The 21,751-nt window shown below is 32.7% G+C and carries 18 protein-coding genes and 1 pseudogene; 3 read left to right on the plus strand and 16 right to left on the minus strand.

Going from position 1 to position 21,751, the window contains the following annotated elements; all coding sequences use genetic code 11:
* Nucleotides 1–125: 125 nt before the first annotated feature.
* The 3 genes from MHH64_RS19870 to MHH64_RS19880 are packed head-to-tail and all read left to right on the plus strand — an operon-like array spanning nucleotide 126 to nucleotide 3,108.
* Entirely contained in the window at nucleotides 126–893 is a 768-nt protein-coding gene (locus tag MHH64_RS19870; RefSeq protein ID WP_095308342.1) for an ABC transporter ATP-binding protein, read from the plus strand.
* Complete coding sequence (locus MHH64_RS19875; RefSeq protein ID WP_340002295.1) at nucleotides 880–2,742, plus strand: ABC transporter permease; 1,863 nt, start codon at nucleotides 880–882, stop codon at nucleotides 2,740–2,742. The genes MHH64_RS19870 and MHH64_RS19875 overlap by 14 nt, the downstream gene beginning before the upstream one ends.
* On the plus strand, nucleotides 2,743–3,108 hold the full coding sequence (locus MHH64_RS19880) for a YxeA family protein (RefSeq protein ID WP_095308339.1): 366 nt from the start codon (nucleotides 2,743–2,745) through the stop codon (nucleotides 3,106–3,108).
* Between the two features lie 234 nt (nucleotides 3,109–3,342).
* Here MHH64_RS19880 and MHH64_RS19885 read toward each other — a convergent pair whose 3' ends face one another.
* The 16 genes and pseudogenes from MHH64_RS19885 to MHH64_RS19960 all read right to left on the minus strand — a co-directional run bounded on the left by MHH64_RS19885 (nucleotide 3,343) and on the right by MHH64_RS19960 (nucleotide 21,734).
* Nucleotides 3,343–5,085: a phospho-sugar mutase gene (locus MHH64_RS19885; protein WP_340002296.1), complete on the minus strand. Its 1,743-nt coding sequence runs from the start codon at nucleotides 5,083–5,085 to the stop codon at nucleotides 3,343–3,345.
* Nucleotides 5,086–5,206: 121 nt separating this feature from the next.
* Entirely contained in the window at nucleotides 5,207–6,373 is a 1,167-nt protein-coding gene (locus MHH64_RS19890; RefSeq protein ID WP_340002297.1) for a nucleotide sugar dehydrogenase, read from the minus strand.
* A 51-nt stretch (nucleotides 6,374–6,424) separates the two neighbouring features.
* Entirely contained in the window at nucleotides 6,425–7,450 is a 1,026-nt protein-coding gene (locus MHH64_RS19895; protein WP_340002298.1) for a GDP-mannose 4,6-dehydratase, read from the minus strand.
* Nucleotides 7,440–7,661: pseudogene (locus MHH64_RS19900) on the minus strand (UDP-glucose 6-dehydrogenase); the annotation flags it as partial. The pseudogene MHH64_RS19900 and the gene MHH64_RS19895, both read right to left, overlap by 11 nt.
* Nucleotides 7,662–7,800: 139 nt before the next feature.
* Nucleotides 7,801–9,273 (minus strand): lipid II flippase MurJ, encoded by a 1,473-nt coding sequence (locus MHH64_RS19905; RefSeq protein WP_340002299.1) that lies wholly within the window; start codon nucleotides 9,271–9,273, stop codon nucleotides 7,801–7,803.
* Between the two features lie 19 nt (nucleotides 9,274–9,292).
* Nucleotides 9,293–10,393 carry a polysaccharide pyruvyl transferase family protein gene (locus MHH64_RS19910; RefSeq protein WP_340002300.1) on the minus strand — a complete coding sequence of 367 codons (1,101 nt, stop codon included), beginning with the start codon at nucleotides 10,391–10,393 and terminating at the stop codon, nucleotides 9,293–9,295.
* Between the two features lie 82 nt (nucleotides 10,394–10,475).
* Entirely contained in the window at nucleotides 10,476–11,501 is a 1,026-nt protein-coding gene (locus MHH64_RS19915; protein ID WP_340002301.1) for a glycosyltransferase, read from the minus strand.
* Nucleotides 11,502–11,863: 362 nt separating this feature from the next.
* Entirely contained in the window at nucleotides 11,864–12,982 is a 1,119-nt protein-coding gene (locus MHH64_RS19920; RefSeq protein WP_340002302.1) for a glycosyltransferase family 4 protein, read from the minus strand.
* A gap of 50 nt (nucleotides 12,983–13,032) precedes the next feature.
* On the minus strand, nucleotides 13,033–14,181 hold the full coding sequence (locus MHH64_RS19925; protein WP_340002303.1) for an O-antigen ligase family protein: 1,149 nt from the start codon (nucleotides 14,179–14,181) through the stop codon (nucleotides 13,033–13,035).
* Between the two features lie 33 nt (nucleotides 14,182–14,214).
* Nucleotides 14,215–15,321 carry a glycosyltransferase family 4 protein gene (locus MHH64_RS19930; protein WP_340002304.1) on the minus strand — a complete coding sequence of 369 codons (1,107 nt, stop codon included), beginning with the start codon at nucleotides 15,319–15,321 and terminating at the stop codon, nucleotides 14,215–14,217.
* A gap of 38 nt (nucleotides 15,322–15,359) precedes the next feature.
* Nucleotides 15,360–16,601, minus strand: a complete 1,242-nt coding sequence (locus MHH64_RS19935; RefSeq protein WP_340002305.1) for a hypothetical protein — start codon at nucleotides 16,599–16,601, stop codon at nucleotides 15,360–15,362.
* Nucleotides 16,602–16,615: 14 nt separating this feature from the next.
* On the minus strand, nucleotides 16,616–17,452 hold the full coding sequence (locus tag MHH64_RS19940) for a glycosyltransferase (protein WP_340002306.1): 837 nt from the start codon (nucleotides 17,450–17,452) through the stop codon (nucleotides 16,616–16,618).
* A gap of 2 nt (nucleotides 17,453–17,454) precedes the next feature.
* A complete protein-coding gene (locus MHH64_RS19945) occupies nucleotides 17,455–18,309 on the minus strand; it encodes an NAD-dependent epimerase/dehydratase family protein (RefSeq protein ID WP_340002307.1) in 855 nt (284 codons plus the stop codon).
* A complete protein-coding gene (locus MHH64_RS19950; RefSeq protein ID WP_340002308.1) occupies nucleotides 18,306–18,944 on the minus strand; it encodes a sugar transferase in 639 nt (212 codons plus the stop codon). The genes MHH64_RS19945 and MHH64_RS19950 overlap by 4 nt, the downstream gene beginning before the upstream one ends.
* Nucleotides 18,945–18,977: 33 nt before the next feature.
* Nucleotides 18,978–19,862, minus strand: a complete 885-nt coding sequence (gene galU / locus MHH64_RS19955; protein ID WP_340002309.1) for a UTP--glucose-1-phosphate uridylyltransferase GalU — start codon at nucleotides 19,860–19,862, stop codon at nucleotides 18,978–18,980.
* 48 nt (nucleotides 19,863–19,910) lie between these two features.
* Nucleotides 19,911–21,734 (minus strand): nucleoside-diphosphate sugar epimerase/dehydratase, encoded by a 1,824-nt coding sequence (locus MHH64_RS19960; protein ID WP_340002310.1) that lies wholly within the window; start codon nucleotides 21,732–21,734, stop codon nucleotides 19,911–19,913.
* Nucleotides 21,735–21,751 lie beyond the last annotated feature (17 nt).

Raw genomic sequence — 21,751 nt, forward strand, 5'->3', positions numbered from 1 at the left:
TTATTCTATCTTAACAGGAATTTGTGAGGAAAAAACGTATTTAAGGTTTTTGTAAGGTTCATGTGATTGTAGTTTAAGGATGGAGGGATATAGTAAAGACAACATACGAAAGAGGTGGAGGAATAATGGAATCCTTATTACAGGTGAAAAGTGTTGAGAAAGTCTTTGGAAAAGGAGCGAATACGTTTAAAGCGCTGGAGGACATTTCCTTTACGATAGATCATGGTGAATTTGTAGGAATCATGGGACCATCCGGTGCTGGAAAGTCAACATTACTTCATGTATTAGCGACAATTGATACCCCTTCTAAAGGTGATATTTATATAGAAAATGATAATATCGCAAAAATGAAAGGGGATCAGCTTGCTGATTTTCGCAGGGACCATCTCGGATTTATATTTCAAGATTACAACCTACTAGATTCTTTAACGGTACGTGAGAATATCGTATTACCGCTTGCAATTGCAAAAAATTCTATAAAAGAAATTGATGTAAAAGTAGATTCAATGGCAAAAGCATTCGGGATTGAAGCAATACTCGATAAATATCCCTATCAAATTTCCGGTGGCCAGAAACAACGCACTGCATCTTGCCGAGCGCTCGTTTCTAACCCAAAATTGATTTTTGCAGATGAGCCTACTGGGGCACTTGATTCCAAGTCAGCAACGGATTTATTAAAAGCCTTGAGTTCATTAAATGAAGATCAGGAAGCAACCATCATGATGGTGACGCATGATGCTTTTGCAGCAAGCTTTTGCAGAAGAATACTATTTATCAGTGATGGACGTTTATCCAGAGAAATGATTCGTGGTACACACTCACGAAAAGAGTTTTACCAAATGATTTTAGAGAAATTAGCACAACTGGATGGTGACGGGCATGACATTGTTTAATTTAGCGCTGAAGAATATCCGTCGAAACATGAAAAGTTATGGACTTTATATTGGCTCAACTATTTTTTCCATCATTATATTTTTTACGTTTGCAACGTTAAAACATAGTGGTGATATTAGTGGGTTGGCAGAACAGTCAAAACAAATCAGCGGTATAATGAGTGCTTCCGCGTTTGTGCTTATCATTTTTGTTGCAATCTTTATTCTGTATTCAAATTCCTTTTTTATGAGGAAAAGAAAGAAAGAAGTAGCATTATACGCTTTAATGGGTGTGCGAAAACAAAAAATCGGTTTTCTATTGTTCTTTGAAAATATGGTAATTGGGATCGTTTCCTTAATCGTTGGAGTAGTGTTGGGTTTCTTCCTATCTCAATTATTACTCTCTCTTCTTTTAAAGTTAATGGGATTGAATATCGAGATTGGTCTAGCATTCTCACCAAATGCTGTTGTCGAAACAATTATCGTATTCTTGATTATATTCCTTTTTACATCGTTGCAAGGTTATCGAGTCATTTATCGATTTAAATTGATTGATTTATTTCATGCATCGAAAAAAGGAGAAGAATTGCCAAAAGCTAGGGTTATTTCAGTCATTCTTGGACTAGCTACATTGGCGGGCGCTTATTGGTTAGCATTACAAGATTTAACTTCGGAAGCGTGGCGGCTCTTAGGCCTAGCAATGCCAATTGTAATCATTGCCTTAACCGTGTTGGGTACGTATCTCATATTTAACAGTGTGTTGGTTTTCGTACTTCAAATGTTGAAAAAAAGGAAGTTCTGGGCATGGAAAGGTCTCAATTTAATGACTGCTTCTCAGGTGTTGTATCGAATTCGTGGAAATGCAAAGACATTAACCATTATAGCTACATTAAGTGCAACAACGATTACAGCGGGTGGTGCAGTGTTTGGATTGTATTATGACACGGAGGAAAACGTAGAACAATATACACCATTCTCCTTTATGTGGGAAGGGCAAGAAGAAGCTATCGATGATTCTATTGTAAAAGAATCGATTCATGTAGACACCAAGAATATTCGTATTAACAGTGAACAAATGGAAAAAGCGTATACAGTTATTGACCATTCTGCATTTGAGCAGTTGGCGGAAGCGCTTGAATGGGATATTGATTCCTTAAACATAACCGAGGACGAAGTTGCCTTGATAGAACCTTTTTATGATGAACAATGGACGGAAGATGTAAAGGAAGTTTCTTTTAATAAAGTAGATTATGAAGTTGTACAAATTTATGGAGAATCTATCTTCAATATTTCTACGGTGCCTGGTACGGTAATTGTTGCTCATGATAAAGCTTACAATGATTTGAATGCTGAAGAATCGACTTATCAAGCAGTGCAAGTAGAAAATTATAAAGAGCACTTAGACTTGTCCCAGGAATTAGAAGCGAAGTCATCAACAGTAGACTTCTCCAGCGCAGTGCAAGATTTTCAAGATTCTTTAGAGGGAACAGGAATCATGTTATTTGTTGGTAGTTTCTTAGGTCTCGTTTTTCTTGTTGCCACTGGCAGTATTATTTTCTTTAAAATGATGACAGAAGCTGAAGATGATAAGGATAAGTATTCCATATTATATAAGATTGGTGTGCCTGAAAAAGAGATAAAGCGTACCATTCGTTACCAAGTAGGATTCATATTTATAGCACCGCTCATCCTTGGATTACTGCATGGTACAGTCGCTTTGATTGCATTTTCTAGCCTTTTTCAAATGGAACTATGGGTACCAATCACAATTTGGATGTTGGCGTATGTGTTCATTTATATTATTTATTATTTTATCACCATACGAGGGTTTCATAAGACCATTTTTAATACAATTCAGGAGGGAAATTAAATGAAAAAAATAATTGGTATAACGATTGGTATAGTTTCTATTCTATTGGTGGCTGCAGTAGTGATACTGGCCACGGTTGATTTTAATCGCTTTGGAAAAGAAAATGTATATGTGCAGGTTGGAGACCCTTCTTATACAGATGAGTATCAGCTTGACTCGGGACAAATTATGACAACCTATTGGTATGAACTTCCCGCATATCATGAAGATGGTAACGTGTTGAATGTAGAGTTTTCTGCACAAAAAGAATTAAAACAAGGTGCCTACTTGAAATTGTATGTTAAACAAGAAAATGAAGTTACATCTTATGATGAAGTGTCTTGGGAGGAGATTCCAGAATCCGTCCAAGAAGAATTAGAGCAATAAATACCCGGCGGTAGAAAAAGGAGTTATATAGGCCTGCTCTACTTCTGGAAGTAAAGTAAAGTGAAGTGAAGTAAAACCACCTTCATGGAAAGAGTCAGCTATAGCGAAGTTGTTTTCTCTCCGTCAATACTGGCTCAATTTATCCATGAAGATGGTTCTAATTCAGTACAATATTCAACTACTTCTCGCTTACAAACAATAATTTAAACTCGTTTTAAATTGGCATATCATGAACTAGCCTCTTACAATCCCCTCAACTCGTTCCATCACAACCCGCTTCATCTCATTCAATACTTCTAGGCTTTGTCCAAACGAATCTTCCTTCACGCCAAAATAAAACTTAATCTTCGGCTCTGTACCAGAAGGTCTTAAACAAACCCACGCACCATTATCCAGCTTGTATTTAATAACATTGGATTTAGGCAAAGTGATATTCTCTTGTTCAGCTGATTCAGTAAAGGTTCTAATCCTGCTCTGATAATCTTCAATTGCTAGAACCCCTTTTCCAGCTATCTCTACTGGTGGCTGATTACGAAAACTGCTTAAAATCGCAGCTATCTGCTCAACACCATCTTTACCTTTCAATGTTAGCGATTGTAATCCTTCACGATAATAGCCATAGGTTTCATATAGCTCCATTAATCCTTCGTGCAATGTCATCTGTCTCGATTTGTAAGACGCTGCTACTTCGGCAATCAATAAACAGGTTTGAACGGCATCCTTGTCACGTACAAAGTCGCCAATTAAATAACCGTAGCTTTCTTCATAGCCTAATAAAAAGCTTCTATTTCCCGTTTCTTCAAATGACTTGATCCATTCACTTATATATTTAAATCCAGTAAGTGTATCGATTGTCTCTAAGCCATGTGCTGTTGCGATGTCTCGTCCCATTTCTGAGGTTACAATTGTTTTTAACACGGTGGCATCGGGTTTTAGTGTGCCTTGTTTTTTCTTTTCCTGGATTAAATAATGTAACAGCAATGCACCAACCTGATTTCCAGTTAATACTTCATATTTCCCTTTACTATTTCGTACTGCAACTCCAACACGGTCTGCATCTGGATCTGTTCCTAATAAAATATTCGCATCACATTTTTCTCCATATCGAATTGCTAGCTCAAATGCCGCAAGTTCCTCTGGATTCGGTGAATGAACAGTTGAAAAATTTGAATCTGGAAGTTCTTGCTCCTTCACTACTTCAACATGCTTAAATCCAATTGCTTCAAGTCCTTTTCTTACTGGGATATTACCTATTCCGTGAAGTGGGGTATAAACAATTCGGAAATCATCTGCCACGCTATGTATAACATCTGGATTTACAGTAATGGATTGTAATTGCTGCATGTATGTTTCATCCACTTTTTCGCCAACCATAACGAGTAAGCCATCCTGCTTCAGCTGTTCTTCATCTGCAACAACTACAGCTAGTTCATCGCTTACTTCGTTTACCTTTGCGATGATGGAGTCTGCTGCACCCGATGAAAGCTGTCCACCGTCTGGTCCATATACTTTAAAACCATTATATTCTGATGGATTGTGGCTTGCCGTAATAACAACACCACTAAAGGCGTGTAAATATCTTACTGCAAAAGACAATTCTGGAGTTGATCGTAATGCTTCAAAGACATATGTTTGGATGCCATGTGCTCCCAGTGTTTTTGCGGTTTCCATTGCAAATTCTGCTGATTTAAATCGAGAATCATATGCAATTACAACTCCACGACGTTTCGCTTCTTCGCCATTTTGATCAATGTAACGAGCTAAGCCCTCTGCCGTTTTTCGGATTGTATAGATATTCATTCGATTTGTACCAGGACCAAGTTCCCCGCGCATTCCGCCGGTACCAAACTCTAGATGTTTATAGAAACAATCTTCTAATTGTTTCTCATCACTTTCAATTTTCTTTAATTGTAATCCTAACTCTTTATCTAATTCGGTAAACGCTTGCCATTTTGTATAATTTGCTTGCCAAGCCATGTATAGATCTCCTCCAGTATAATTAAATAGCCCCAATATGCATTGGAGCTATTCTAGTAATATGAAATTCGTATTCATATGTGGTATTCAAGATACATAAGAGCTTGTTTTACTTAACGAATTAATCCCTACTAAACACGTCTCGCGTATATACCTTCTCTTTTACATCTTTCAACTCATCAGACAAACGGTTAGCAACAATTACATCTGCTTCCTGTTTAAATGCTGCAAAATTCTTAATCACACGAGAGTTATCAAATTCCTCAGCATCAAGTACTGGCTCGTAAATGACTACTTCTACTCCTTGATCCTTTATTCGATTAATAACTCCTTGGATAGCTGACTGTCTAAAATTATCGGAACCTGTCTTCATTGTTAAACGATAGATACCAACGACCTTAGGATTTCGATTTGTAATCATATCAGCAATATGATCTTTTCTCGTATCATTAGCATCAACAATCGCCTGAATGATATTGTTTGGAACATCTTCAAAGTTTGCAAGGAGCTGCTTCGTATCCTTCGGTAAGCAATAACCACCATAGCCAAATGATGGGTTGTTATAATGTTCACCAATACGAGGATCTAGTCCAATTCCTTCAATGATTTGCTTGCCATCAATACCTTTTAACTCTGCATATGTATCAAGCTCATTAAAGAATGAAACACGCATTGCTAAATAAGTATTTGCAAATAATTTAATAGCTTCAGCTTCAGTTGAATCCGTGAATAATACAGGGATATCTTCCTTGATAGCACCTTCAGCTAATAAATCAGCAAACTTCTTCGCACGTTCTGATTGCTCTCCAACAATTATTCGAGATGGATATAAATTGTCATAGAGTGCTCTTCCTTCTCTTAAAAACTCTGGAGAGAAGATGATGTTGTCAGTTTTAAATTTCTCACGTACTGAATTTGTATATCCTACTGGAATTGTTGATTTGATGATCATAACAGCATCCGGATTCACACCGATAACCGTTTCGATAACTGACTCAACAGAGCTTGTATCAAAGTAATTCTTCTCTGGGTCATAGTTTGTTGGTGTTGAAATGATAACATATTCTGCATCTTTAAAAGCTGCTGTTGAATCTGTAGTAGCTTTTAAATTTAATTCCTTTGTCTCTAGGAATGATTGGATTTCTTCATCAACAATTGGAGATTTCTTGTTGTTGATCATTTCTACTTTTTCTTGGATGATGTCTAGGGCAGTTACTTCATTGTGTTGTGCTAGAAGTACTGCGTTAGATAGGCCGACGTAGCCGGTTCCTGCTACTGTTATTTTCATGAAAATTTACTCCTTTTTCAAATTTAAATGCACATAGCGAGCTTTAATAAACTATTTCTTATCATAATACTCAACATACCAATCAGCAAACTTCTGTAATCCTTCTTCAATAGAAGTTTCTGGTTTAAATCCAACCGCTTCATGAAGGCGATCTGTTGAGGCATATGTAGCCGGCACATCTCCAGGCTTAATTGGTTCGAATATCTTTTCAAATTCTATATTTCTACCTGCTGCATTACTTAAAGCTTTCTCTAACGTTTCAATAAATACCATTAGTTTCTCTGGGTTATTGTTTCCAATGTTGAAAACCCTATGTGGTACTCCATCTGTAGGAGGTACTCCGATAAGACGTTCAATACCAATTACGATATCATCAATATATGTAAAATCACGGTAAAGATCGTTTTCAAAATCTCCATTGTTAAATATCTTTATGGACTCACCAGCAAAATATTTATCTGTAAATCCAAAGTAAGCCATATCTGGTCTTCCCATTGGGCCATAAACCGTAAAGAAACGAAGTCCAGTAGCCGGGATGTTATATAGATGACTATATGTATGAGCCATTAATTCATTAGACTTTTTGGTTGATGCATATAATGAAACTGGTGTATCTACAAAATCAGTTTCCTCGAAAGGAACTTTCTTGTTAGCACCATATACAGAGCTTGATGATGCATATACCAAATGGTCCACCGGATGATGTCTGCAAGCTTCTAAGATATTATAAAAACCGATAACATTACTTTGGATATAAACATCTGGGTTTTCGATAGAATATCGTACGCCAGCTTGTGCGGCAAGATTTACGACTATATTTGGCTTGTACTCTTCAAATAGGTTGTTAACCATTGCTTTATCAGAAATATCATCTTTAATAAAGGTAAAATTTTTATATGGTTTTAGTTGATTTAAACGAGTATGTTTCAGATTTACATCGTAATAATCGTTTATATTATCAACGCCTATTACAATACAGCCTTGTTCTAATAATTGCTTTGATAAAAAGTAGCCAATAAAGCCAGCAGCTCCTGTAATTAAGTATACCTTATTAGTATCCAACTGTTTATAACTCAATGTCTTTCGTCTCCTTTATATCTTCTCTAGTTACTGACTTTCTTCCAACAGAGTAATATTCTACCTCTGCCTCTTCCCTATCTTTAATATCATGTATATTTCTACCATCGTATACTAATGAAGTTCTCATTAATTCTTTTTATCTCTTAGGAGTTACTGCTTTTACTTCTCCTCACTCGGTGAAGATAAAACATACATTAGCATCTTGAATGTTACCACTCTCTTAAATGATCAGTAGAACTCAATTTCCTTTATTCTAAAAAGAAAAGTTTTATTTTGTTTCTTTCTTTTTAGACATAATATTTTTTAAAAAGCCTTTCAATTTTAAAGAAGGGTCTTTTAATTATATACTATAAATTAATCTTAAATATCCTACTTCTTAGTACCTTCAACAGAAGGATAAAGATAGTTAAAGAAAACAATGCATATGTGATTAGCCCGAAATAGTTATTTTCTATGATAATAGTTTTCTTAAAAATCGTTGATGCTATTAAGGACAAGATAGTTATAATTATAATTTTTCCGTTTTCAAATAGAAAACCTTTTAAATTAAAATATAATGGAAATTTTCTCTTAAATCTAAAAGAGATAAAAAACAAGCTGATATATGATGCTAAAACTGTTCCAATCACAACTCCATATAAGCCAATATAAATAGACAATACCAAACTTATTACTATATTAATTACACTTATCATTATACTATTCATAAAAGGGGTAAATGTATCTTTATTCATATAAAAATATCTATATAGCAGATCTCTTGAAGCGTTAGTTGGCAATGATATAGTTAGTATTAATGCTATTATAAATACTATAAATGTATTATCACTAGTAAATTCTCCTCTTTCAAAGAGAATACTAATTGCTTCAAGCCCACTTGAATAAAATAGTATGATTATAAGACACATTATAATATTTACTAATAATAAATAATCTACTAAACTGCGCTGTCGTTCCTGATTATTGATTTTTTTAACTAACTTGGGGTAAACAAAAGATGTTATATTTCCAAGCAACAACAGATTTATCATGCTTATTACTGTGTTTGAATAGTTTAGAATAGAGATGCTACCTGTCGGTAATCTTGCGGCAATTAAAGTATCAATCAACAAAGCTATTTGATAGACTCCTGTACTTAGAAGAGTAGGAAAAAAAAGCCTCATCATTTCTTTAAAATTTTGATCTTTCATATCGTAACTCAAACTATATTTAAAGCTGCTTTTCTTTAAGAGAAGAACATGAATTAACACACTTATAAGTGCTGTGAAAAGTAACACTAAAGCATAATAATAGATATTATTATCTCCTGTCCACAACATTATTACTAATAATATAGTAGTGAGTAGTACAATTATCTTTTGAATATTAAAACGATCTTTAAACTCTAAAATTGCCTTCACTAGCTGAATTAAAGAATTTACAAAACCAGTAAGTGTAGTAAAAATAAATAAATTAGCAGCCAGACTTATAAAGTAGTTATCATTTGAGCCACCAGCGATAATCATTATATTTTCTCTGAAGAATATCATAATAACTAGTAATATTAGACTAACCGTATAAACTACACTAATAAAAACATCAATGGCTTTTTTATTAATTCTATCTTTTAAATAAGGTATAATGACTGTAGATATTCCAGCCCCTATAAAACTATATATAAAAGTTGATATCCTGTTTGCAAGATTAAATGCATCTAATTCAGCACTGACTCCAAAATAAAAAGCTACTATAGCATTTTTTATTAAAATAAAAAATTGTATAATGATAGTCAACAAGACCATTGTATTTAATTGTTTGATTATCCTTTTATTATCATTCAAATTTTACACACTTTCTAAATTACTTGTCTAATAATAGCTTATCTAACTCTTTAAAGTGGTTTACTGAGTTCTCTACTTGTTTGGATACATCAATAATATTTGTTTCTATACTATTATAAATCTCTTCAGCTTTTACATGTTCAAAACTATTTAATTCAGTATATGAACCTTTAAATCCTACATCATTCATTACATTAGTCATTTTCTTACTATAAACAATAGGGAAAACCGGTTTATTAAACAGCCATCCTAACACCATAGAATGGAATCTAGTAGCAATAACAAAATCAGAATTAGCTATAGTATTAATAGATTCTTCTATATTGTATTTATAATAATGATCTCTAACCATATTTAAATATTTCTCTGGTAAAATTTTTTTTATTTCTGCAATCGCTTGACCATCACCTTCACCTTCACAAAATGACATTAAGTCAATGTGATAGCCTTTCTCACAAAAATATATTATTATGTCTTTTAATTTTTCATAATAAATGTTATCAAGTTGAGATAAATGAGGTCTCAAAGATGGTTTAATAACAGAGATTGCAATTCTTTTTATTTTAGCATCTCTTCTTGGTATCTTATAATTCAATTGGAAAATAATATCGTCAGCCATTCTTACATTAGGGAGTTTTTGAAACAATTTATATGAATAACTATCCCTAAAACATATATCTGTATATTCCCTAAAAATATTATTATGTATTTCATAAAATTCATCGTCTGTATATGGTCCGAAATTAGCCCCAAGCAAGTAAAACGGTTTTCTTTTCAATTTGATTTGTTTAAGATTTCTTACTTGTGATTTCCAGTTTTTATTTTGCATAAAAAGAGATCCGCCGATATAAACAGCTGCATCACACTTGTCACCTAAAAAAGAACGAAAGAACATATCATTAATTTTCAGAGTTCTTAGTAGATAATTTATTGCCCTTACAATGAATATATTATTTGGAAAAATAGTCAAGTTTCTTACCTTTTTAAATAGCCTTTTATATTCTTTAGGTGCATATAAATAAAACCTTGTTTGAGGATATCGTTCACAAAGAATTTTAATAAATAAATCATCGCCTAAATTTAATTTAGTATATGCATTAATCATAACTTTTTTTTGCATATAATTTAACCAACTTTCTTCATTAATTATTTAATCAATTATTAATCTTTATTTGACCATTCATTCCCAAATATGGCCACTCTCATGATTTAAGTTTATTTCTAATTTTAAATAACCAATAAATACTATTTACTAACCTATATTTAATAAGCACCCCGATTATTTTCCATTGTAAATTTCCTTTTTTAAAATACGGAAGATTATTTCTAACAGAGTCTTGGGAAATTATTTCTTTGATTTCCTTCTTTATAGATTTAGGAGAATAAATATTATTGTTATGTAACAAATTATTTAAACTCCCAATTATTCTACTCGTGAATGTTAATTCTAAATAATTAGAGTTCTCCCCTTTATAATTGTTGTTTTCTATTAAAAAGTTTTTTAGAACACTAAATAAAAACTTTTGGGTCTCAAAATATTTATTTTTGTAGCTTCCTGTAAGGGAAAAGGTATTATTGTATTTTAAGTAGTTATATAAGGGTTTATTCACTAGACTAACACTATCTATTTCTTTAATATATTTAAGATTAAACATAAGATCCTCACCTATATTCATATCTTCCATAAAAAATAGTTTGTTTTTAAGGATAATTTGAGCTTTATATAATTTATTACAAGGAGAACTTATTTGGCCATCGTTAAAAAGTCTTCCGAAATTCTCTAAGAAATTTTCTTTATTATATACACCAAAAATAGATGGGATTTTTTGTAGTACAACAAATTGACTATTATACTGTTCAATTGTATTATAGCCACATATTACTAATTGGGATTGTTTATCTAAAGATTCAACTAAAGTACCTGTCATATCAGTTTCTAAACTATCATCAGAATCAACAAATTGAATTAGATCTCCTTTTGCTGCAAGAATTCCTTTGTTGCGAGCAACAGATGGACCGGAATTATGTTGATGTATGACTTTAATTTTCTTGTTGTCTTTTGCATATAAATCACAAATCTCTCCACTGTTATCCGTTGATCCATCATTCACTAAAATAATTTCTAAATTCTTATATGATTGATTCAAAATACTTTCTATACAATTTTCCAGATATTTCTCAGCATTATAAACAGGAATTATAATACTAACCATATATAATTGCTTCATATTATTCACCCAAAATCATCTTTATTCTTTATATCCATCTAGTTAGTTAAGTAAGATAAATTCTTTAAAATAAACTAGTTTGCAAATGCATATGTTGCTGAAACATCTCTAGATTAATAGGCTAAAATCCTTTTAGAAAGTAACCTCTTTCCCAAGAAACCACCTTAAATTTCTCTGGGTTATTATACCAGGATTGATTAATTCATCTTTTTTAACTATTAATACTTTCCTAGTTATAGGTTTACATCCACCAGATAAATGTTCTATTAATAATTTCGTATTTTTGCCAAACTCATAAATAATTCTGCCTCATATACTATCGGAGTTTTAGGCGCAATTGCTTTTTATTAATTCAACTATATCTAATCACTTATAACCAATTTTTTATATAAATCTTGATATTTCCTAGACATAATATTAGCACTTAAATGATCAATAATTATATTTCTAGCAGAGCTTGTAACTAAATTATAATCTTTCTCTTGTATAAAACTAAATGATTGTGCAAATTCTGAAATACTTTTCGTCTCTATAAGAATCCCAGCATTCTTATTTAATTTCAATATTTCTCTATGCTGCTCAATATTAGATAAGCAACATGGTAATCCTACTGATAATGCTTCTAAAACAGTATTAGGTAGACCCTCAGACAATGAAGCCGAAACAAAATAATCAGAAGCTGTTAGGTAATCTTTAACATCCTCTACTTGACCAGTAAAAATTATGTTTGTATAATCTTTAGCTACCTCTTGACATTCTTTTTTCAAAGGCCCATCGCCTATAATTAATAGTATAGAATTATCAAATGCCTTGCTTTGTATAAAGGCTTTAATAACAGTTAATGGGTCTTTTCTTGAAATTAGTGAACCAACAGTTATAAACACTTTTTTATTTAGTGGTATTTTAATTTTTTTCCTCATACTTTCCTTATTTTCAAAAGTAGGGAATGTATAATGGTTTATATCAACACCATTTTGAATAAATTTATATCGTTCTTTAATTTTAGTTTCTAACAAGCTTGCTAGACTTTCTGAACACGTTATTGGAGAATCGAAATATTTAAATGCTTTAATATGACTATAAGCCATTATAAGACCTTTTACTTTACCAAATTTCATCGGATAATCATGAAAAGGGTAGTTTCTTAATGTTGTAACTTTCTTGTACTGCTTTAAGTTTCTTGCAGCTAAGGTGTCTGCTCTTAATCCTTGTGTATGTACTAATGTTGGATCCAGTTCTTCAACTTTTCTTCTCAGATAATGTGAACCTTTTAACATCCCTTTAAATCGCGACAAATTTAAAGAGTCAACCTCAATATTTGCATTGATAAATCTTTCTAATTGAGAATCTTCCGATTCAGGGGATAAAGTCAAAATAATAGGATTAAAAGTATCTTTATCAAGATTTGTAACGATATTAAATAATTGATTTGTTGGACCTGTATTAGCTAAGGTAGAAACTATGTATAAAACTTTTATCATTTCCAATCTCCTTACTTATTATAGTTAAATATACATATGAAATTATATTACTAATCCAGTTTCTTAGATAGATTAATGTATATAAGAGAAATAAATACTGCAAACACCATATAAAACGGTCTAAAATCGAATATATAAGAAGGTGCCAAACATATTAATGGAAAAGAGAGCAAAAACAAAATCAACGCATAACTGTATATTGAAGTATTATCACTTTTAAGTTTTTTATAATGCAGAAATAAATTAAAGTACAATATAATAAAACCTATAATAGGTATTAACCCATAGCTAGCCATCAACTGAATAAAGAAATTATGGAAATTTTCATAGTTTGTCCCTGTATCTATCTGATCTGGTCCAACGCCTAACAATAGATTTTTTGTAAATTGATTAAATCCATTTTCAATCATTACAGTTCTCTCGTTCATCGAGGAGTACTGATTAGTATATTGCTCTATAATATTTCTACCATATTGATCCTGAGTTACTTTAAAAAATTGGAAGGGTATTACAACAATTAAAATCATTAAAATTATAGGTAGTAAATAACCGATTTTTTTTATTTTAAGATTGCGTATAAAGAAATAAATAAAAATTGCTAATTGTACAATAAACCCCAATTGATTGAAACGAGCATCCGATAATAATAAAACAACAAACACTAATAAAACCATCAAAACATTGCTAAAAGTTTTTTTCCTAGCAAGAATTTCTGATAGAATAAAAGGCATGAAAAGAACTAAAAAACTTGCTAATCTATTTTCATTTGAATAAGACGCAGTTATTCTCATATCAAACAGAAAATTAATAAGAGAATGTATAATTACTATTAACATAGTAAGTTTAATTATTACTATTAACCTTTCAAATCTTTTCCCATCATTAATAAAACTTATGGTTAAAGTAAATATAATTATTCCCAAAAAAATGTGCATTGTTTCATAGATGGATTTTTCACCACCGCTAAAAATCATATAAAATGTACTGTACATTAATAAAATCATAAAAAAGATATTCCAATTTTTAAAAGGCCAAACTAAGGATAATCGATTCTTTTTTAAGGATATTATTGATATTAAATAAATACCAATCGGTAACATGTAGACGAAATTATAAAAAGAATATCCTCCTGATAATAAATAGGTTGGAACTATTAAATATAAGAATATCCCAAAGGATGAAATTCCTAATTTAACCATATAAATAATTTACTCCATTTCATAGAAATTTGATCAATTTCTGTTAAATAAAAGATCGCATAACATTTTAGTGTTTTTTTCAAATGAAAACTTATCTATTATATCGTTAAAGTTTTCTTGTTGAGGGAATGGCTTTTTCCTTAAAATCTCTAAAACCTCTTTCTCATTTTCAATTAGGTAACCAGTTTTTCCAACATCAATTACCTCTTTCACCCCACCTAAATTCCTCCCAATAACAGTTGTTTTACAAAACTCTGCTTCTAAATAGACAAGACCCAAAGCTTCTTCATAATTTGATAATAGCCAAAAAAAGTCAACTGAAGAATAATATTTTCTTAATTCTTCTCTATCTAATTTCCCTAAAAAATGTACATTTGAAGTTAGATTATCATCTTTAATCATTATTTCTAACTTCTTCTTATAATCCCCTACTCCTATAATAATCCAATGGTAATTTCTATCCCCTTTTACTAATTCCCTGAAGATGTAGTACATTTCCAAGTAGCCTTTGTCTCTTACTATTCTGCTAACTGATAAAAGAGTTCTCGCTTCTTTTGATATACCAAGTTTTACAGTTAAATCTATAGGATCATATAAAAACACTTTTTCGTTAATACCAATGTAATTTGTTACTATCTTGTCCCTAAGTTCGTATAGTTCAGTATAGTTTATAAATTTATCTTTCATATAGTTACTTACCGAAATTATTGTGTTGCAGTGCTTTAATAATCTTGTATGTTTTTCATTAAACTTTAGAATTTTAAACATAGAATTAGGGTATAAGTAAATATTTTCTGGTTCACTACCATGAAGATATACTATTGTTTTTTTTAGTAACTCATTATTAAAAAATATTGCACCTACCATCTGGGCACCAACATCATTTAGTATGATTCTGTCGTATTCTCTAAGGTTTAAAGTTTTCATTTTTAACCAGAAATTAACAAATCTTAGCTTAGGAATAGTCTTCACTTCGATTAAATTATAATCTGCATCTTTTTTTCTACCTATATAATTGGTAACAAGAGTGACATCAAGATTATTATCAGTTAGCTTTTTTATAATATCCTGAGCTACTATACCGGCTCCTCCCCCAAAAGGTGGAAATTCATGACTTACAACAAGTACTTTTTTAACCATAAAGTAATATCCACTTCTCTCTATTCGTAAGTATCAGCTTAAATACTAACATTGATTGTATACAAACCTCTTCTACCTTCAAAAACGGAATCTATACATATTTTATTACCTGAACGATTCCACCTTGGATGCAGATCACATCGTAAGTCATTATCATATTTAAAAGGTGCAAAGACCCTAGCTACTTTTTCAGCTGAATCTTCCTTAATTAAGTATACTGAAGCAATTCTTGCTCTATCTGGATAAGTATCAGTTATAACCATACTTCTATCAGGTGAATAACTAGGATGCCCATCTGAAGTTAATTCAGTCCACTTTCTCTGATATTTGTCTGTTTTGTCTTTCATTAAATAATAACCATTACCTCCAGATTTCTTATGAGCGTAGGCAATTATTTCTGTATCGTTTTTCCAGTAGCAATGTGAAGTCATATCGTCGTCATTCAAATTATACATATGTGTCCCGTCAATATTAAGAGTAATTAAACGAGTATATTTATTTGTACCATTAATCCACCTATGTAATACCATAAATCTATCCCCAGAAGGGTTTAACATAATGTGATTAACCTTATGCTCTGCTTCACTCATTTCAGTTCTTGGTTGAAAATTGGCGAAATCAGTATATTGTAATAGCGACTTTACTTCACCGTTTTCTAGATTAACATACCAAATACATGGTTTGTTAGGACATTTTTCACCTTTATCGTTATCTTGTAAATTTGAATATCCATAACCGGGTCTTAGTCGATGTAATCGTGAGAAATCAAGAGTAAGAGCAAATTTACCACTGCCAGCAACACTATAAACAGGCATTGGTATAACTTTTTCTAAGTTAGTATTAATATTTAATATTATAGAACAGTGTTTTCCATCTCTAAAATCATTATAAATTATCTTTTCACTGTAATCCGGACCTAACCACTGTAGCATACATCCCTGCTGAACATTCCAGGAATTAGTTTTACCTAGAACTTTAAATGAATTATTATTTTCTGTGTCAATTAGTATAATTTCAGCAGATTCTTCCGGAGCTACAGTTGAGGTGGTATCTTTTGCTCTTAAACATAACATATATCTATCACTAGCATCCCACGGTGATTTATCATAATATCCGAAGAAATATTCCATACCATCACTGGGTGATACTCTCCTTATATCACCCTCGTATTTAATTTTTGGTGAGATTGCGTACATAGATAGTTGATATGCTCTTTTTATTGTTTTCTTGACTACTGGCATGTTATTTAAATATGTATTGATTTTCGCTTCAATTCCCATATAAATCAACTCACTTATTTATGATGTGTTTTCCTCAAGTATGTGCTCGATATCCAATCTAAAAAACTTAATGGAGCTAAAAATACAAGCACTTGACTTGCAGTAACTACCATTAAATCTGTAAAACTAGAATATCCATTTTTCCAAAAGTTATATATCATATCTATATAGCTCATACATTTAACCCAACTTTTCCTTCGTTTTAAATTATCCCCATTTGCACGAAATAGTAATAATGATTTATCAATGTTTTTTGCTATATGTCTACTATTAAGCATACGAACAAATAAGTCTAAATCTTGATTTCTCCGATAGTTTCCATACCCTCCACAGGCTAATACTTCTGACCTTTTGTACATTACTGTTGGATGGTTAAATGGGTTTCTTCTTCTCGAAAACTTCAGAATGTCTTTATGATTTAACGGAACTACACGAGAGGATATAACTTCGCTAGGGTTTTCATAGAATTCATCAATATGTGACCCAACTAAACTAAGATTCGAATCATTTATAAATTCTCGCACCTGTAAGTCACACCTCTCCTTAATTGAGATATCATCTGTATCCATTCTCGCAACTAGTTCATTTCTGCATTTTTTTAAACCTTCATTAAGAGCAAACCCTAACCCTACATTTTCTCTTAATGGTACTATAGTGAATAAATTCGGATAAGATTTTTTATATTTATGAATTATATAATCTAGTTCTTCAGTTAATTTTCCATCTTTAACTATTACTATTTCATTTGGCGGTAAAGTCTGATTCATCATACTTTCAACACTTGTTTTAAAATATGATGGATTCTCCTTCAGATAAACTGACATTAGAACACTGTATTCTGTGTTTATCATAATTATTTACTCTCCACATTTTCTGTTAATTTAATTGACTTATTAAAGCTTGCTATATTGTAATTTGATTTATACTCAGACATATTCTTCTCATAAATCAAATTACCGAACGCCTTATTAACAGTGCTAATTTTTAGCATACTTATAATAGGATTGAATAACTTTATGAGCTTAATATTTTTCCCATGAGTTTTTGCAATTAAGCTAACCATTTCTTTTGTTTCCACATACTCACTATTCTGCGGAAAAAATAGTCCGCTATTATAATTATCAATTAGTAACCGTATAAACTCAGAAAGGTTATCCACATAGATCATGCTTCGTTTATTTTTTATATCAGGAAATATTGGGGACTTCTTAGCAATGCCTGCTAATTTAGTATAATTACCTTTACAATTAGCTCCATATATCATAGGAGGTCGAAGAATTGCTACCTTGTACTTCTCTTCATTTAAAGCCCCAATCAATTCCTCCGCTTGTAACTTAGACTTTCCGTAGTTACTTTTAGGAGTAAGAGGAGTACTTTTATCAATCACAGCATTTTCTGTACCATAAACACTCATCGAACTCAAAAATATAAAGTGCTTAACACCAGCATGTTTTGATATTTCGGCAACTTCCAAAGCTAAATCACGATTTACTCGGTAATATAAGTCTGCATTTTGCTTTGTTTCTTTTCGATGTGCTATACCAGCAACATGCAAAACAACATCATAATTAGAGAAATTCTTTTTCTTCCAAGACCTATTTCTCAAACTAACTTTATCAATCGAATACTCACCTGGATAATTCTTTAACCACTTCTCAAAAGAATTACCAACATAACTATTAGTACCTGTAATAAGTATTCTCTTCATTTCGAAACTGTCTCCTTACTACTAGCAATCTCTTCCTTAGTCGTCGAACCAGTTCCACCTTCTATAACCCCATCACTCTTAGCAACACTTACTAAAGTCCCAAAGAAACACTTAACATCCATCCAGAAACCAATCTTGTCAACATACTCTCCGTCCAACCTTGACTTTACATCAATCGGAAGCTCATCTCTGCCATTAATTTGCGCCCAACCAGTAAGCCCTGGCTTCACATCATTTGCACCATACTTATCACGCTCTTCAATTAAGTCATACTGATTCCATAGGGCTGGACGTGGACCAATAATGCTCATTTGTCCAACAAATATATTCCAAATCTGTGGTAATTCATCAAGTGAAGTTTTCCTTAGAAATTTCCCAACCTTTGTAATATATTGTTCTGGATTATCCAAGAGATGTGTCGGAGTATCTTTTGGTGTTTCTATCCTCATCGTACGGAATTTAAGTATGTGAAAATAACTTCTTCGAATGCCTACTCGCTTTTGTTTAAATAGAACAGACCCTTTCGATTCAAGTTTAATAGCTAACATAAGAATTAAGAATACCGGCGATAGAATAATTATTCCTAAAAAAGAAAGAACTAAATCTATTATCCTTTTAATCTTTAAATAAACCATATGTTTGAAACCTCCACCAGGATTAAATTAGAGTTACTTTATAATTTCGGTACCTTCTTTTAGTTTTTGAACTAAGTACTCATACAACTCATCTTTAACCTCTTCATTATCTAATGCAAATTCAATAGTTGTCTTAATAAACCCTAGTTTCTCCCCAACATCATACCGTTTACCTTCAAAATCATAAGCATACACATTCTGAATCTCGTTCAACATCTGAATAGCATCTGTCAACTGAATTTCTCCACCAGCACCAATTTGATGTTTATCAAGGAAAGTAAAAATTTCTGGTGTAAATACATAACGCCCCATAATTGCTAGATTAGAAGGAGCTGTTCCTGGTTTTGGTTTTTCAACAAAATTATTTACTTGGTATCGTCTACCTTCAATTGTACTTGGATCAACAATCCCGTAGCGATGAGTTTGATTATCTGCTACTTGCTGTACACCTACAACAGAACATTGTGTTTCTTCATACTGCTGAATTAACTGTCTTAGACCTGGTGTTTCTGCCTGTACAATATCATCACCTAGCAACACAGCAAATGGTTCATTTCCAATAAACTTACGAGCGCACCATACTGCGTGACCTAAACCTTTTGGGTCCTTTTGACGTATGTAATGCAGATCAACATTGGAAGCATAATTTACTTTCTCTAGTATGTCAAACTTCTCTTTTTTCACTAAGTTATCTTCTAATTCAAAATTATGATCAAAGTGATCTTCAATTGCACGCTTCCCTTTACCAGTTACAATAATAATATCTTCAATTCCAGACTCAATTGCTTCTTCAACAATATATTGAATCGTAGGTTTATCTACAATTGGTAGCATTTCTTTTGGCATTGCTTTTGTTGCTGGTAGAAATCGTGTCCCTAGTCCAGCAGCCGGAATAATTGCTTTTTTAACAGTTTTCATTGATAAATACCTCCATGTAAGTAATGAATAATTCCAAAATAATATTTTTCAGACCTGCGCCATCAACCTGCGCTCAGCATAAACAATATCCATCAATTCGTCTTTAAGCCCGACCGCATCATAACCATCAAGCTGCTCAATCAACCGAAGTACAATTTCCGTATCCACTTCAATCGTTCGCCCCACATAAATCTTCTCATAAACCTCACCAGGATGAATCTCATCTTCACCTAATAGCTCTTCATACATCTTCTCACCTGGACGAATACCTGAGAATTCAATCGGGATTTCATCCTCTGTATAGCCAGATAATTTAATAAGGTTCTTTGCCAAATCAACGATTTTCACTGGCTCACCCATATCAAGCACGAAAATTTCTCCGCCTTTAGCAAGTGTCCCCGCTTGAATAACAAGTCTAGATGCTTCAGGAATAGTCATAAAATAACGAGTCATTTCTGGATCCGTCACAGTAACTGGACCGCCCTTTTCAATTTGCTTCTTAAACAAAGGAATAACACTGCCGCGGCTTCCAAGTACATTCCCAAATCGGACAGCAACAAATTTCGTTTTACTTTTCTGCGCCATATGCTGGACAACCATCTCTGCAACACGTTTTGTTGCTCCCATCACATTTGTTGGGTTTACTGCTTTATCCGTTGACACCATCACAAACGTTTTGACACCGAATGTGTCCGCAGCTTCTGCGACATTTTTCGTACCAATCACATTATTTTTGACTGCTTCATGTGGATTATATTCCATAAGTGGCACATGTTTATGTGCTGCTGCATGATAAATAATTCTTGGTTGGTGCTCTTCGACAATGTTAAATATACGTTCACGGTCCTGGACGTCGCCAATAATTGGAATGATTTTTGTTTCGGTGTCATGGTACTTATTTTTTAGTTCCATATCAATTGAATAAATGCTGAATTCTCCATGACCAACTAACAAAATCTTTTCCGGTGTAAAACGCATTAACTGGCGACAAATTTCGGATCCGATTGATCCACCAGCACCAGTAACCATGACCGTACTCCCTGTTACATATTCTGAGATTGCACCAATATCGAGTTTCACTGGTTCTCGTCCAAGTAAATCCTCTACCTCGACATTTTTTAAGTGACTGACAGATATTTTCCCTGTCATAAGGTCTTCGATCTTTGGAATCATTTGTACCTGTGCATTTGTTTTATTACATTCTTCAACAATTTTCTCCAATTGCCCATTACGTAACGAAGGAATCGCAATAACAATATGCTCTATCTTCAGTTGCTCAGCAACTGCCGCGATATCTTTCGTTGTTCCTTCTACAGGTAAGTCATAGACTTGCATTTTCTGTTTGTTGATATCATCATCGACAAAGGCAACTGGACTTAATTCGGAACTATGCTCATTCTTCAGCTGACGAGCAATCATGGCTCCAGCAGCACCAGCTCCTACAATTAACGTTCGTTTCTGATCAGTTTCCTGCTTTATGTAACTATCCCGGTAGATTCGCCAGACAAAGCGCGATCCGCCAATTAATAAAATATGGAGCATCCATGTAACAAGCAACGCTCTTGAATAAAGTGAAAAATCATTGATAAAATACTGAACAATTCCTGCTCCGACAATCGAGAATGTGATCGCCTTTACAATCGTTACTAACTCTCCAACACTAGCATATGCCCAAACCTTATTATAGAGCTTATAAACGGATGCAAATAAATGATGAAAGATTAATAGTGCAATTGCGCTCCATAGGATGGTTTCCGTCCGTAGGATTTCTGTATGTGCTGGATAAACAACCCAAGTCGCTATAAATATAGCCGTGCTGACAATTACGGAGTCTAGTAAGATCAGGAATGTTAGCCTCTTACGATAGGACATCGTACACGCTCCTTTTT

It is taken from the genome of Oceanobacillus sp. FSL K6-0127, from assembly GCF_037983385.1.
Classification (GTDB): domain Bacteria; phylum Bacillota; class Bacilli; order Bacillales; family Amphibacillaceae; genus Oceanobacillus; species Oceanobacillus profundus.

Excerpts from the sequence above, each read along its gene's own strand:
- MHH64_RS19890 (WP_340002297.1), bottom strand. The coding sequence starts at position 6,373 with ATGAAAATAACAGTAGCAGGAACCGGCTACGTCGGCCTATCTAACGCA.
- MHH64_RS19915 (WP_340002301.1), bottom strand. The coding sequence starts at position 11,501 with ATGAAGCAATTATATATGGTTAGTATTATAATTCCTGTTTATAATGCT.
- MHH64_RS19870 (WP_095308342.1), top strand. The coding sequence starts at position 126 with ATGGAATCCTTATTACAGGTGAAAAGTGTTGAGAAAGTCTTTGGAAAA.
- MHH64_RS19910 (WP_340002300.1), bottom strand. The coding sequence starts at position 10,393 with ATGCAAAAAAAAGTTATGATTAATGCATATACTAAATTAAATTTAGGC.
- MHH64_RS19940 (WP_340002306.1), bottom strand. The coding sequence starts at position 17,452 with ATGATAAACACAGAATACAGTGTTCTAATGTCAGTTTATCTGAAGGAG.
- MHH64_RS19875 (WP_340002295.1), top strand. The coding sequence starts at position 880 with ATGACATTGTTTAATTTAGCGCTGAAGAATATCCGTCGAAACATGAAA.
- MHH64_RS19935 (WP_340002305.1), bottom strand. The coding sequence starts at position 16,601 with ATGGGAATTGAAGCGAAAATCAATACATATTTAAATAACATGCCAGTA.
- MHH64_RS19945 (WP_340002307.1), bottom strand. The coding sequence starts at position 18,309 with ATGAAGAGAATACTTATTACAGGTACTAATAGTTATGTTGGTAATTCT.
- MHH64_RS19880 (WP_095308339.1), top strand. The coding sequence starts at position 2,743 with ATGAAAAAAATAATTGGTATAACGATTGGTATAGTTTCTATTCTATTG.
- galU (WP_340002309.1), bottom strand. The coding sequence starts at position 19,862 with ATGAAAACTGTTAAAAAAGCAATTATTCCGGCTGCTGGACTAGGGACA.
- MHH64_RS19925 (WP_340002303.1), bottom strand. The coding sequence starts at position 14,181 with ATGGTTAAATTAGGAATTTCATCCTTTGGGATATTCTTATATTTAATA.
- MHH64_RS19930 (WP_340002304.1), bottom strand. The coding sequence starts at position 15,321 with ATGGTTAAAAAAGTACTTGTTGTAAGTCATGAATTTCCACCTTTTGGG.
- MHH64_RS19920 (WP_340002302.1), bottom strand. The coding sequence starts at position 12,982 with ATGATAAAAGTTTTATACATAGTTTCTACCTTAGCTAATACAGGTCCA.
- MHH64_RS19885 (WP_340002296.1), bottom strand. The coding sequence starts at position 5,085 with ATGGCTTGGCAAGCAAATTATACAAAATGGCAAGCGTTTACCGAATTA.
- MHH64_RS19950 (WP_340002308.1), bottom strand. The coding sequence starts at position 18,944 with ATGGTTTATTTAAAGATTAAAAGGATAATAGATTTAGTTCTTTCTTTT.
- MHH64_RS19960 (WP_340002310.1), bottom strand. The coding sequence starts at position 21,734 with ATGTCCTATCGTAAGAGGCTAACATTCCTGATCTTACTAGACTCCGTA.